The following is a 12,071-nucleotide window of genomic DNA, read 5'->3' as shown; positions in this document are numbered from 1 at the left end:
GGGGAGTCGGACGCCCCCGCTCCCCCGGCCGCGTCAGCGATGCCGGCGGTCGGCCCCCGGCAGCCGCTGCGGCGCCAGGCCCATCAGCGCCAGCCAGGGTGCCCAGGCCGCCTCGACGCAGCGCGCCCAGAGCTGCATCGGGGCGAGCATCGGGTTGGAGGCCTCCAGCAGCCGCGCCCAGGCCTCGAAGCCCTGCGGGGCGGTGAGGCTGACGGCGATCTGCTCGGCCCCCGCCGCGCCGGCCGCGCGACGGTGCCGGATCTCCAGTTCCAGCCCGCCCGGCAGGCGACCCTGGGCGCGCATCTCGTCGGGAGGCGGGTCTTCAGCCATGCGCCGGCTCAGGCCTCGCCGACGCAGTCGAGCATCGCCGCCTGCAGCGCATCGCCCGGCGACTTCCCGCCCCAGAGGACGAACTGGAAGGCCGGGAAGAAGCGCTCGCATTCGGTGATGGCGATGTCGACCATGTCCTCGAGCGATTCCGCCGAGGCGCTCGGGGCGCCGCGAAGCAGGACGGAGTGGCGGAAGACCGGCACCCCCTCCTCCGACTCGAGGCCGAAATGGCCGATCCACAGCTTCTCATTGGCCAGGGCGAGCAGTTCGAAGAGCTTGGCTCGCCCCTCCGGGGGCACCTTCATGTCGAAGGCGCAGGAGAAGTGCATGGCGCTGATCTCCGGCGACCAGGAGAAGAACAGCCCGTAATCGCACCACTTGCCCGGCGCCTCCGCCGCCATCTCGCCATCCGAGCGGCGCTCGAAGGCCCATTCATTGGCGGTGACGATCTGCTCAAGCACGTCGAGGGGGTTGGTCGCACGCTCGCGCACGCGGGCCTGAAGACCGGACATCGCGGCACCTCCTCTGTCGTTGGCGGAACGGCGTCCCCGCCGCCCGAAGCCCCGGTATACCGAGTCTTGGGTGAATCGGGCGGCGGGGACCACCACTTATAGACTACGCAGGCGCAAAACGCCGTCGCAAGCACGCGGATGCAGCCGATGTTTCACAAGGCGTTCCGGGCCTGTGTCAAAACCCGGGACCGCGTGATGCGGCATGGATCAGTCCGGGCGCGACCCGTTGCCGACACCGTCGGGCGTCGCCTCGGTCCGCTCCTCCACGGCAACCGTGGCGGCGGGCGTGGCCGGCGCCGCTGCCATGGCGGGGGCCGCTGAGGTCGGCGCCACCGGGGTAGGCGCCACTGGGGTAGGCGCCACTGGGGTAGGCGGTGTGGCGGAGGCCGGCGCCGGCGTCGTCATGCCGGCAAGCCGCGCCTCCAGCGCCGCGACCCGGGACTCGAGCGCCTCCTGCGCCTCGCGCGCCCGCCGGGCAAGCTCCATCGCGGCGTCGAGATCCTCCCGCTTCACCAGGTCCAGCCGCTGCACCATGGCATCGACCTGCGCCCGGGCCGCCGCCTCCACCTCGCCGCGCACCCCGGCCAGGGCCGAGAAGGCCCCGCCCGCCACGCCGGCCAGGTCATCGAAAATCCCGCCACGCCGGCGGCCACCCGTATCGCTCATCGCCCATCTCCTCGTCGCACCGGCCCGGTCCGGAAGCCCGGTCCAGGCGGCGCCCTTCACAGGCCGCGCCGTCGCGCCCTATACCCCGCGCCATCGCGCCGCAACGCCGCGCCTGGCCGCCCGCAGAGGGCCGGTCCACGGCGACGCCGGCCGCCCATGGGCCAAGCGGGGATCACGCCATGTATCTGGTCACCGGCGGGGCCGGTTTCATCGGCTCCAACCTCGTCGCCGCCCTCGCGGCGCGGGGCGAGGAGGTCATGGTGATCGACCGTCTCGGCAGTGGCGACAAGTGGCGGAACCTCGCCAAGCACCGCATCGCCGGCCTGCTGCCGCCGGAGGCCCTGGAGGAATTCTGGGCCTCGGCGCCGCCGCTCCGGGCGGTGCTGCATATGGGCGCGATCAGCGCCACCACCGAGACGGATGGCGATCTCGTCGCCGCCACCAACCTGACCCTGCCGCTGCGCCTCTGGTCGCTCTGCGCCGCGCGGGGGGTGCCGCTGATCTACGCCTCCTCCGCCGCCACCTATGGCGATGGCGGGCTCGGCTTCGAGGACGACGCCTCACCGGAGGCGCTGGCCAGGCTGCGGCCGCTCAACCTCTATGGCTGGTCGAAGCTCGCCTTCGACCGCCGGGTCGCCGACCTTCTGGCCCGTGGCACGCCGCGTCCGCCGCAATGGGCGGGGCTGCGCTTCTTCAACGTCTATGGCCCGAACGAGGCGCATAAGGGCCGCATGGCCAGCGTGCTGTTCCACAAGTTCCAGCAGGTGCAACGGGGCGAGGCGGCGACGCTGTTCCGCTCCGACCGCCCCGGCATCGCCGATGGCCAGCAGATGCGCGACTTCGTGCATGTGGATGACTGCGTCGCGGTGATGCTCTGGCTGCTCGACAACCCCGGGGTCTCGGGCCTGTTCAATGTCGGCTCCGGCCGGGCGCGCAGCTTCCTCGACCTGGTGCGGGCGATGTTCGAGGCGCTCGGCCGGGCGCCCGAGATCCGCTTCGTCGACATGCCGGCCGATCTCCGCGGCAAGTACCAGTACTTCACCGAGGCGCCGCTGGAGCGGCTGCGCGCCGCCGGCTTCAACGCCCAGACCACGCCGCTGGAGGAAGGGGTGCGCCGCACGGTGCAGGATTTCCTCGCGGCCGAGGACCCCTATCGCTGATGCTCTTCGCCATCCCCTTCCCGGTCATCGACCCGGTCCTGGTGCAGATCGGGCCGCTCGCCATCCGGTGGTACGCCCTCGCCTACATCACCGGCATCGTGCTGGGCTGGATCCTGGCGCGGCGGCTCTCTGCCCTGGCGCCGGTCGCGGCGACGCGCCAGCAGGTGGACGATTTCGTCACCTGGGCGACGCTCGGCGTCATCCTCGGCGGCAGGCTGGGCTATGTGCTGTTCTACCGGCCCGACCACTACCTGGCGCATCCGCTCGACATCCTGCAGGTCTGGCAGGGGGGGATGAGCTTCCATGGCGGCGCGCTCGGCGTCATCGTCGCGCTGATCCTGTTCTGCCGGCAGCAGCGGCTCGACCTGCTCGCCTTCGCCGACCGGGTGACGGCGGTGGTGCCGATCGGCCTGTTCTTCGGGCGGCTGGCGAATTTCGTGAACGGCGAGCTCTGGGGCCGCGTGACGGACATGCCCTGGGGCATGGTCTTCCCAACCGGCGGGCCGCTGCCGCGGCATCCGAGCCAGCTCTACCAGGCGGGAATGGAGGGGCTGCTGCTCTTCGGGCTGCTGCAATTCCTGGTCTGGCGGCCGGGTATCCGGGCCCGGCCCGGCTTCGTCGCCGGCGCCTTCCTCGCCGGCTACGGCGTGGCGCGCTTCATCGGCGAATTCTTCCGCCAGCCCGATGCCTTCCTCGGCTTCCTCTTCGCCGGGGCGACCATGGGCCAGCTCCTCAGCCTGCCGATGGTGCTGGTGGGGGCGTGGCTGATGGGGCGGAGCACCCCCAAGGGCGCGGTGCCGGCAGGCGGGTAAGGCAGGACTGAGGACGACCGCATGGGCGGTTGCGATACGCCATGCCAGGCGGCTTGGCGCGGACAGGGCCGTCCGGATTGCGGGAGCCGTGATGGCTGGCGTCAGGAGTGAAGGCCAGCGCCCTGTAGCTCTCGGTTTTCAAGGCAGGAGGCTGCATCCGGCTCCCCGCGCTGCTCGCGTTCCGCCGCGATGACGAGGCGACAGGACTACGTCACAATGGCTCCAACTCCGGACAGAGACGTGGATTCCGCCTTGGCGACAGCAGCGACTTAACTTATATGTCAATTCAGGATGAGATCGAGGCTGCCAGAAGGTCCGGGCTGCTCGTGCCCTTCAGTGGCCTCGTCCCATGGGCGGCCACGCCACGTGTGTTCCTGATGTCCTTTCGCCTCGCCGCGCAGATCGCGGAAGGCGTTGCTGCGGGTGAGAGGAGCCGGTCAGCGCGCTGGTCGGCCCTGGAGGCGGATATCGCCCACTTCGTCGAGGGCGGCTTCGTCAATTGGGGCTTGATGAAATAGCTCGACCCCAAGACCTACGAGCATTGGAACCTCAGGAGCGTGCGGCCGAAGCCGTCGCTGCGCGTGTTCGGACGCTTTGCGGAACCCGACGTGTTCGTTGGAACCCATGCGATCGAACGCGCCAGTCTCGGCGGGAAATGGTCGATTGCCTGGGAGATCGAGAAGCTAGAATGCGAGCAGATCTGGCGGCAGATCTTCACCAGTCCGCTCTTCTCGGCCGCGAAATACGAAGATTACATCACCGAGAATGCCCATCCCAATGTGAGGCTGCCGCCGTGACCGGACATCCCAACAAGGAGCATTTCCGCCAACGCCAGCGGAACAGGCTTTACGAAGCGGTCGTGAAGGCCATCGAAGCCGCGGCGGCTGAGCGTGGCGTGCGGCGAAAGGACATCGCGGAGACACTTGGGAAGGAGCCGTCGCAGATCAGCCGGACGCTGGCCGGCCCGGGGAATTGGAGCATCGATACCGTCAGCGACCTTCTGTTCGCCATTGATGCCGAGATGGACTTCGATGTGGTCCGCTTCGAGGATAGGCGGAAAGGAAATCGCTTCCATCCGGGGGGTGAGCGGCCGACGGCAATGACGGGGTCGGCCAAAGCAGGCACCTCGACGGCCAGCCGCATCACGCTGCCGCCCTCGGCGCCCGAACATAGCATCAGCCGGTCAGGCACTAGCAGGGCACGCTCCCTGGAGCCCACCGGTGGCTGACTTCACGATAGGGTCCGTCATCATATGCGATGACATCCGCACGGAGCAGAACGGCAAGCATATCCTGATTGGTGTGTACGGGGGCGACATCGTCGTCAGCGAACTTCCCGTGACACTTCCTCTGGCTTTCTGGATCGAGTTCCTGCCGAAGCGGGCGGGAGAATTCCGGTTCGATTTGCGGATGGAGGTTCCTGGCTCAGCGCCGTCCCTCGAACTGAACGGGATCGGAGCAACTACCACAAATCTCGATCCGGGAATCATGGTCCTTGCGCCGCGGCCCTATGTGATCCAGGCGGAGGGGAGGCTGCAGCTTCAACTGCGGAGCAGCAGCGTAGGGCGGTGGAAAACATTTAAGGCCAAGCAGATCATGCGAGGCCCTGCCGCGGCGGCTCCATCATCAGGCTGACAGGCCAGACGGGTAATTTTCATTGCTTTTCCCTATCATGTTCTGTTATTGTTCTTAGCTTTTGCGCCTTCCGGAGGCCTAGCCTGATGCGCATGTGCCAGCCCGTCATCTCGACCCTTCGGCTAAGCATCATGCCGGCTTCCGCCTCACCCACCCGCTCCATCCCAGAGGCGATTTGTCCGAAATCAGCCTGCCTGTCCGGTACTCCCCTGTCGCGCCAGGGCCGTCCCGGAACCCGCTCCAACCAGCCCCAGAGGCTTTGTCCGAATGTCGCAGTCCCGCCTCCCCTGACCCATTCCGCGCCATGACCGCCGCCGAACGCCTCGACCGCTTCATGGCCCGCGCCGTCGCCGCCTATTACGCGGGCCGCGACCCTTTCGGCCGCGGCGGCGACTTCATCACCGCGCCCGAGATCTCGCAGGCCTTCGGCGAGGTGCTCGGCCTCTGGGCGGCGGTCACCTGGCAGCAGATGGGCGCGCCCGATCCGGTGCTGCTGGTCGAGCTCGGCCCCGGCCGCGGCACGCTGATGGCGGATGCACTGCGCGCCGCCGCCATGCTGCCGGGCTTCCGCGCGGCGCTGCGGGTGCATCTGGTCGAGGCCTCTCCGGTGCTGCGCGAGGCGCAGCGGCAGCGGCTGGGCGAGGCGGTCGCCGCCTGGCATGCCGACACCGCGGCGCTGCCCGCCGGCCCGGCCATCCTCATCGCCAACGAGTTCTTCGACGCGCTGCCGATCCGGCAATTCATCCGCCGCGGCGGCACCTGGCAGGAGCGCCATGTGGCGGCGGGCCGGTTCGTCGAGCTGCCGGCGCCGCTGGACCTGCCCGGCCTGCCCGCCGAGGCGCCCGAGGACGCGGTCCTCGAATGGGCCGAGGCCGGCGAGGCGTTGGCCGGCGCCCTCGCCGCCCGGCTGCGCGACCAGGGCGGGGCGCTGCTCGCCCTCGATTACGGCCCGGCCGGGCCGGGCTTCGGCGACAGCCTGCAGGCCATGGCGGCGCATGGCCGGGCCGACCCGCTGGCGCCGCCGGGCACGGTCGACGTCACCGCGCATGTGCCCTTCGCGGCGCTCGCCGCCGCCGGCCGGGCGGCGGGCGCCGCAGCGCATGGGCCGCTGCCGTTGGGCCTGTTCCTGCAGCGCCTCGGCCTGGCGCAGCGGGCCGCCATCCTCGCCCGCGCCGCCGGGACCGGGCGGCGCGGCCAGGCCGGGCAGATCCTCTCCGGCGCCGAGCGGCTGCTGGCCCCCGAGGGCATGGGACGCTTGTTCAAGGCCCTCTGCCTGTGTCATCCCCGCCTCCCCACCCCACCGGGCTTCGAATCCCCATGACCGATGCCGAGTATCTGACGACACCCGCGCTCGGCGCGGTGACGGGCCTGCGCCACGGCTTCTTCACCCGCCGCGGCGGCGTCTCGGAGGGGCCCTGGGCGGCGCTCAACTGCTCGCTCTCCGGCCAGGATGACCGCGAGCGGGTGCGGGAGAACCGCCGCCGCGCCGCCGCCGCCCTCGGCCTGGAGCGCGAGGCGCTGCACGGGCTGACCCAGGTGCATGGCATCGCGGTCGCCGAGATCGGCGAGGCGGGCTGGCGCGAGGGCGACGGCCCGGCGGCCGACGCCGTCGTCACCCGGCGCCCCGGCATCGGGCTCGGCATCGTCACCGCCGATTGCGCGCCGGTGCTCTTCGCCGATGCGGCGGCGGGGGTGATCGGCGCGGCGCATGCCGGCTGGCGCGGCGCCGTCGCCGGCGTGCTGGAAGCGACGCTCGCCGCCATGGAGCGGCTCGGCGCCGCCCGCGCGCGGGTCGTCGCCGCCATCGGCCCCTGCATCGGCCAGGCGAGCTACGAGGTCGGACCCGACCTGCATGATGCGGTGCTGGCGCGGGATGCGGCGGATGCCCGCTTCCTCGCCCCTGGCCGGCGCGAGGATCGCTGGCAGTTCGACCTCGCCGGCTATTGCGCCCATCGCCTCGCCGCGGCCGGCATCGCGGTGGCCGAGGCGGCGGGGGTGGATACGCTGGCCGAAGAGGCGCGCTTCTTCAGCCACCGGCGGCGGACGCTGGCCGGCGGCGGGCCGATCGGCCACCAGCTCTCCGCCATCGCCCTCGCGCCCTGAGCCATGCCCTATCTGATCCAGTTCATGATGCTGACCCTGCTGACCATGCTGGTGGCCTGTGTCCTCCTCTGAGGCGCCCAGGCCGGCGGGCCGGCGGGGGCTCCTCGCCGGTCTCGCGGCGCTCGCCCTGCCGGGCCTGCTCGCCGCCTGCGGCGACCTGCCGCAGCCCTTTCGCGGCCGGCCGGGCGCGCAGGCGCAGGTGCTGGCCGTGCCGCTCGCCCTCCGCCTTGCCGTGCCGCCGCCGCCCCAGGCCCTGCTGAGCAATGAGCAGGCGAGCGACTTCGCTGAATCGGTGACGAAGGCGCTGCAGGCGCAGGACGTGCCCGCGATCGCCACCGCGACGCCGCTGCCGCTCGACTGGCTGGTGGAGGTGACGGCGGAGAATCAGGGCCGCACGGTGCGGCCGCGCTTCCGGCTGCTCGACGCCGATCGCAAGCCGCAGGCGACGACCGATGCGCAGGCGGTGCCGCTGCGCGAATGGGCCGAGGCCAAGCCCGAGCTCTTCGACCGCATCGCCCGCGAGGCGGCGCCGAAGCTGACCCAGATGCTGCTGCAGATCGAGGCGGCGCGGAAATCCACCGATCCCGAGAGCCTCACCGCCGGCCCGCCGCGCCTCTATATGCTCGGCGTGCAGGGGGCGCCGGGCGACGGCAACACCTCCCTCGCCGCCCGGATGCGCGAGCAGCTCGGCCATCAGGGCTTCGTCGTGCAGGACAGCGCCGAGGGCGCGGCCTACGGGCTGCAGGCCGATGTCGCCGTGGTGCCCGCCGGGCCGCCCGGCGTCGAGCGGGTGGAGATCCAGTGGATCGTCAGCCGGCGCGACGGGCAGGAGCTCGGCCGCGTCGTGCAGATGAACGAGCTGCCCGCCGGGCGGCTCAACCGGCTCTGGGGCGACATCGCCTATGTGGCGGCGAACGAGGCGGCGGGCGGCGTGAAGACGGTGGTCTCGAATGCCTTGCAGGCGCCGCCGACCAACTCCGACGCGCCGCCGCTGGCCGCCCCGCCCGCGAGTGCGCCCGCGGCAAGCCGGCCCGGCACCGCCCCGGCGCTGCCGCAGGCGGCCGATCTCGGCGGCCCGCCAGCGCTGCCGGGCTTTCGGTAGGGCAGGACCAAGCCTCCCGCCGCCGTCATTCGCCCTCGATGCTGCGCACCGCGTCGAAGCCGACGACGACGCCGCCGAGCACCAGCTTCAGGTCGCCATCCGATTGCCGCTCGGCGGCCGTCGCCCGGGCGAGCACGGTGGCGGTGACGCCCTGCGCCGCGCCGGTCTCGTCGCGCCCGGTCACGGCATAGGCATAGGCGCCGTCCGCGAGCCTGGTGCCATTGGCGTCGCGGCCATCCCATTGCCACTCGGTCTCGCCGCTGCCGAGCGTCACATCCGCCGTCCGCAGCGTCCTGCCGCTGGCATCCGAGACGGTGATGGTCGCCGCCGTCGCCGCGCCGGCGGCCGGCAGGCGCAGCCGGCCCACCCCGTCCTGCAGCGCGATCTGGTTGCTCTCGACCTCGACCTCCTTGCCCATGAGCGGCGCCGCGGCGGTGAGCTGCGCCGCCTGCTGCAGGGAGATCAGCTTCTCGAGGTTGCCGTTCATGCTGATCTGCTGCTCGACCGCGGCGAATTGCACGAGCTGGTTCGTCATCTCGGTCGTGTCCATGGCCTTGGTCGGGTCCTGGTTCTTGAGCTGCGTCGTCAGCAAGGTCAGGAAGGTGTCGAAATTCTCCCCGAAGCGGCTGGCGGCGCTGCTGGCCGAGCTGCTGGCGGCGGACTGGCCGGTGGTGGTGCCGGGGATGGCGCTGGTCATGGCTGGCTCCTCTGTCAGACGGCGATGTCGAGAAGGGTGAGGGAGAGGCTGCGGCTCGCCGCGTCGGGGCCGGATGCCGCGGCGAGGGCGCCATCGGCGGCGCCCTGCGGCCGGCCGGCAGGCGGACGGCGCTCCTCCCCCCGGCCCTGCAGGGAGGCATCGCCGCCGGCGAGGTCGAAGCGCATGCCGCCCTCGGCGACCGCGATGCCGGCCTGGCCGAGGGCGCGGTCGAGCTCGCGTGCGTCCCGCTGCAACAGGGCGAGGGTTTCCGGCCGCTCCGCCACCACCTGGATGGCGGCGGCCTCGCTGCCCGCCTCGCGGGTGACGCGGATCTCGACGCGCCCGAGCGCCTCGGGATCGAGGGCGACGGTTAGGCTCGGCGCGGCGCCCGGGCCGAGGGCGAGGGCGACGGCGACCGGGGCGAGCTGCCGGGCCGGCGGCATGGCGGGGCGCGGCGCAGGCGGCGCGGCGGCCAGGCTGGCCCCGGCCGGTCCGGCGGATGGCGCGGCCGCCGGTGCCTGACCTGCCGGGGCGGCATCGCCGGACGGGACGGGTTGGGACTCGGCTGGGATGGCATCGGGATGCGGCGTGGCCCCGACCTGGCCGCCCTGGGAGTCCACCCTCTCCGCCACGGGATGCAGCGGGACCGGCGCCTCGGCGGCCAGGACGGGCGATGGCCCCGGCGGCCGGTTCTCGGCGCGGCTTTCGGCTTGGGTCTTCGCAGGGCTCTCCGCTGGCGCCTCGCCGGTCGGTACCCCGCGCCCCGCCCTGGCCGAGGGGGCCGCCTGCCCGGCGCCGAGGCGCTCCACGCCGCCCTTCGGCGCCGGGGTGGTGGCGCCGCTGGCGGGCAGAGGGGCCGGCCCGGCGCCTGGCGAGGGCGTCGGCGCCGGCGGGATCGCCGCCGGGTCGGACGGCTGCGCGGGCGATGCGGGCACCGCCGCCGGCTGGCCCGTCAGTGCCGGTGCTGGGGCCGCGCCGCCGGCGGCCGGCGGGCCCTGCGCCGCCGGCCGCATCGCCCCGGCCTGCGCCGGGCGATCCGCGCCCGCGTCCGGCGGCTGAGCGGTCGCCGCGGCGGCGTCGGGCGGCCCCGGTTCCGTGGCGACACGCCCCGTCACCGGCATCGCCGGCGCCGCGGGCTGGCCGCGCATCGCTGCCGTGCCGACGAGCGGCGTCGGAGATGGCAGGGCGCCGCCGCTGCGGTCGCCGGCAGCGGGCGCGGTGGGGGCTCCTTCGCCAGTGTTCTGCGCCGCGAAGCCGGGCAGCCCTGGCAGGACGGGCGGCAGCTCGATGACGGGCGGCGCCGGCTGCCCCGGTGCCAGATCGGCGGCGGGATCGGCGGGCGTCGCGCCGTCCTCCGCCGCGTCCCCGGCCGCCGGGACCTCGACGGCGAGGCCCGGCCCGGCCGCCCCGGCGAGGCGGGCCAGGGCATCGGCGAAGCCGCCATTGGCGATGGCGGCCGGCCGGGCGGCGAGCGGGTCCTGCGCGGGCCGGGGCGCGGCGACGGATGGGAGGGGCGATGGCAGGGCGGCATCCATGCCCGGCCCTCTGCGAAACCCGTTCCACCCGCCAAGCCGGCCCGGCCATGCCCGATGCGGCACGCCCTGCCGCCTAGCCGGCAAGCCCTGCCGGCTGCCCGGCAGGCCCGGCCGCAAAGCCTGCCTTCCGGGCTGGCACGGTGGCTGCAACCGGGCCGGCAGAGATCACGTCCTGCCCGTCGGAGCCTACCGCATGTCCCTGTTCGGCTCGCTCACCGCCGCCATCAGCGGCCTCACCGCGCAGAGCCGCGCGCTCGGCGACATCTCGGACAATGTCGCGAACAGCCAGACCGTCGGCTACAAGCGCGTCGACACCAGCTTCGAATCCTACGTCACCCAGTCCAACGCGGAGATGAATGCGCCTGGCGCCGTCGTCGCGCGGCCGGACTACACCAACTCGGTGCAGGGCACGATCCAGCAGGTGGACGGCGCGCCGCTCTCCCTCGCCATCAGCGGCCAGGGCTATTTCAGTGTCGCCATGGCCAAGGGCGCGCAGAACGGCACGTCGGTCTTCGACGAGCGGCAGTTCTTCACCCGCGCCGGCGATGTCAGCGTCGACAAGAACGGCTACCTGGTGAACAGCTCCGGCTACTACCTGCAGGGCTGGCCGGCCGACGGCGCCGGCAATCCGGACCGGACGGTGCTGGCACCGATCCGCACCAACCAGCAGGTCTTCAACCCCGTCGCCACCTCCGAGATCGACATCGGCGCCAACCTGCCGCCGGCCGCCACCACCACCCCGGTGATCCAGTCGAAGATCTACGACGCGCTCGGCAACCTGCACACGGTGAACCTCACCTTCACCAAGACGGCGGAGAATGCCTGGACGCTCTCGATCAACGCGCCGGACGCGACGCCCTCGACCACGCTCGGGACCGTCGCCCTCGGCTTCAACAGCAGCAACACCGGCAGCATCCCGGCCGGCACGCTGAGCAGGATGAGCGGCGCCACCGGCTCGGTCACCCTGCCCGGCTCGACCGCGACCGGCGATCCAGCCGCCATCACCTTCAGCGCCGATTTCGGCCAGGGCGCCCAGAGCGTGACGCTCAACCTCGGCCAGTTCAACGTCGCCCAGGGGCTGACGCAATACGCCAACAGCACCTCCGAGGTGGAGGTGCGCAACAACGCGCAGAACGGCGTGCCGCTCGGCGCCTATTCCGGCCTCAGCATCGGCGACAACGGCGACGTCACGGTGAATTACGACAACGGCCAGAGCCGCGTCATCGCCCGCATCCCGCTCGTCGCCTTCAGCGATCCGGACAAGCTGCAGCGGCTCGACGGCCAAGCCTTCATGCGCACGCCCGAGAGCGGCGAGGCGCGGGTGACCGACATCGCCTCGAACGGCGTCGGCAAGCTCGTCACCGGCTCGGTCGAGAGCTCGAATGTCGACATCGCCTCGGAATTCACCAAGCTCATCGTCGCCCAGCGCGCCTATTCCGCCAACACCAAGGTCGTGACCACCAGCGACGAGATGCTGCAGGACACGATCAACATGCGCCGCTGAGCCGGCGCCGGGCTGA

Annotated in this window: 15 protein-coding genes; 10 read left to right on the top strand and 5 right to left on the bottom strand. The window is 72.3% G+C overall.

Translation table 11 applies throughout. From position 1 onward, the window contains the following. Positions 1 to 33: 33 nt before the first annotated feature. From HJG45_RS21315 to HJG45_RS21305, 3 genes are all read right to left on the bottom strand, one after another. On the bottom strand, positions 34 to 330 hold the full coding sequence (locus tag HJG45_RS21315; protein WP_254452693.1) for a hypothetical protein: 297 nt from the start codon (positions 328 to 330) through the stop codon (positions 34 to 36). An 8-nt stretch (positions 331 to 338) separates the two neighbouring features. Next, positions 339 to 842 (bottom strand): YbjN domain-containing protein, encoded by a 504-nt coding sequence (locus HJG45_RS21310; protein ID WP_171614854.1) that lies wholly within the window; start codon positions 840 to 842, stop codon positions 339 to 341. Between the two features lie 207 nt (positions 843 to 1,049). After that, on the bottom strand, positions 1,050 to 1,508 hold the full coding sequence (locus tag HJG45_RS21305) for an accessory factor UbiK family protein (protein WP_171614852.1): 459 nt from the start codon (positions 1,506 to 1,508) through the stop codon (positions 1,050 to 1,052). Between the two features lie 179 nt (positions 1,509 to 1,687). Between HJG45_RS21305 and rfaD the strand changes: the two genes are divergently transcribed. From rfaD to HJG45_RS21260, 9 genes are all read left to right on the top strand, one after another. Beyond that, a complete protein-coding gene (gene rfaD / locus HJG45_RS21300) occupies positions 1,688 to 2,668 on the top strand; it encodes an ADP-glyceromanno-heptose 6-epimerase (RefSeq protein ID WP_171614850.1) in 981 nt (326 codons plus the stop codon). Next, a complete protein-coding gene (lgt, locus tag HJG45_RS21295; RefSeq protein WP_171614848.1) occupies positions 2,668 to 3,480 on the top strand; it encodes a prolipoprotein diacylglyceryl transferase in 813 nt (270 codons plus the stop codon). Before rfaD ends, lgt begins: the two co-directional genes overlap by 1 nt. A gap of 278 nt (positions 3,481 to 3,758) precedes the next feature. Continuing rightward, positions 3,759 to 3,998, top strand: a complete 240-nt coding sequence (locus HJG45_RS21290) for a hypothetical protein (protein ID WP_171614846.1) — start codon at positions 3,759 to 3,761, stop codon at positions 3,996 to 3,998. A gap of 39 nt (positions 3,999 to 4,037) precedes the next feature. Continuing rightward, positions 4,038 to 4,277 (top strand): hypothetical protein, encoded by a 240-nt coding sequence (locus tag HJG45_RS21285; RefSeq protein WP_171614844.1) that lies wholly within the window; start codon positions 4,038 to 4,040, stop codon positions 4,275 to 4,277. Then, positions 4,274 to 4,708, top strand: a complete 435-nt coding sequence (locus HJG45_RS21280; RefSeq protein ID WP_171614842.1) for a hypothetical protein — start codon at positions 4,274 to 4,276, stop codon at positions 4,706 to 4,708. Before HJG45_RS21285 ends, HJG45_RS21280 begins: the two co-directional genes overlap by 4 nt. Continuing rightward, positions 4,701 to 5,114: a DUF6941 family protein gene (locus HJG45_RS21275; RefSeq protein ID WP_171614840.1), complete on the top strand. Its 414-nt coding sequence runs from the start codon at positions 4,701 to 4,703 to the stop codon at positions 5,112 to 5,114. Before HJG45_RS21280 ends, HJG45_RS21275 begins: the two co-directional genes overlap by 8 nt. A gap of 304 nt (positions 5,115 to 5,418) precedes the next feature. Further along, entirely contained in the window at positions 5,419 to 6,435 is a 1,017-nt protein-coding gene (locus tag HJG45_RS21270; protein ID WP_171614838.1) for a class I SAM-dependent methyltransferase, read from the top strand. Then, entirely contained in the window at positions 6,432 to 7,217 is a 786-nt protein-coding gene (gene pgeF / locus HJG45_RS21265) for a peptidoglycan editing factor PgeF (RefSeq protein ID WP_171614835.1), read from the top strand. Before HJG45_RS21270 ends, pgeF begins: the two co-directional genes overlap by 4 nt. A gap of 58 nt (positions 7,218 to 7,275) precedes the next feature. Further along, positions 7,276 to 8,319 (top strand): hypothetical protein, encoded by a 1,044-nt coding sequence (locus HJG45_RS21260; RefSeq protein ID WP_171614833.1) that lies wholly within the window; start codon positions 7,276 to 7,278, stop codon positions 8,317 to 8,319. Between the two features lie 25 nt (positions 8,320 to 8,344). On the opposite strand, the gene HJG45_RS21255 is transcribed toward HJG45_RS21260, so the two are convergent. Both HJG45_RS21255 and HJG45_RS29275 read right to left on the bottom strand, forming a co-directional pair. Further along, entirely contained in the window at positions 8,345 to 9,016 is a 672-nt protein-coding gene (locus HJG45_RS21255) for a flagellar hook assembly protein FlgD (protein ID WP_171614831.1), read from the bottom strand. Between the two features lie 14 nt (positions 9,017 to 9,030). Then, positions 9,031 to 10,551, bottom strand: coding sequence for a flagellar hook-length control protein FliK (locus tag HJG45_RS29275; RefSeq protein WP_171614829.1), 1,521 nt, complete (start codon positions 10,549 to 10,551; stop codon positions 9,031 to 9,033). A 193-nt stretch (positions 10,552 to 10,744) separates the two neighbouring features. Here HJG45_RS29275 and flgE point away from each other — a divergent pair, with 193 nt between their 5' ends. Then, complete coding sequence (gene flgE, locus HJG45_RS21245; RefSeq protein ID WP_171614827.1) at positions 10,745 to 12,055, top strand: flagellar hook protein FlgE; 1,311 nt, start codon at positions 10,745 to 10,747, stop codon at positions 12,053 to 12,055. Positions 12,056 to 12,071: the final 16 nt, after the last annotated feature.

The sequence above is a fragment of the Roseicella sp. DB1501 genome, assembly GCF_013112485.1.
GTDB lineage: Bacteria > Pseudomonadota > Alphaproteobacteria > Acetobacterales > Acetobacteraceae > Paracraurococcus.
Note: the sequence above shows the minus strand (reverse complement) of the source record. Positions and strands in the feature narration are given on the sequence as shown.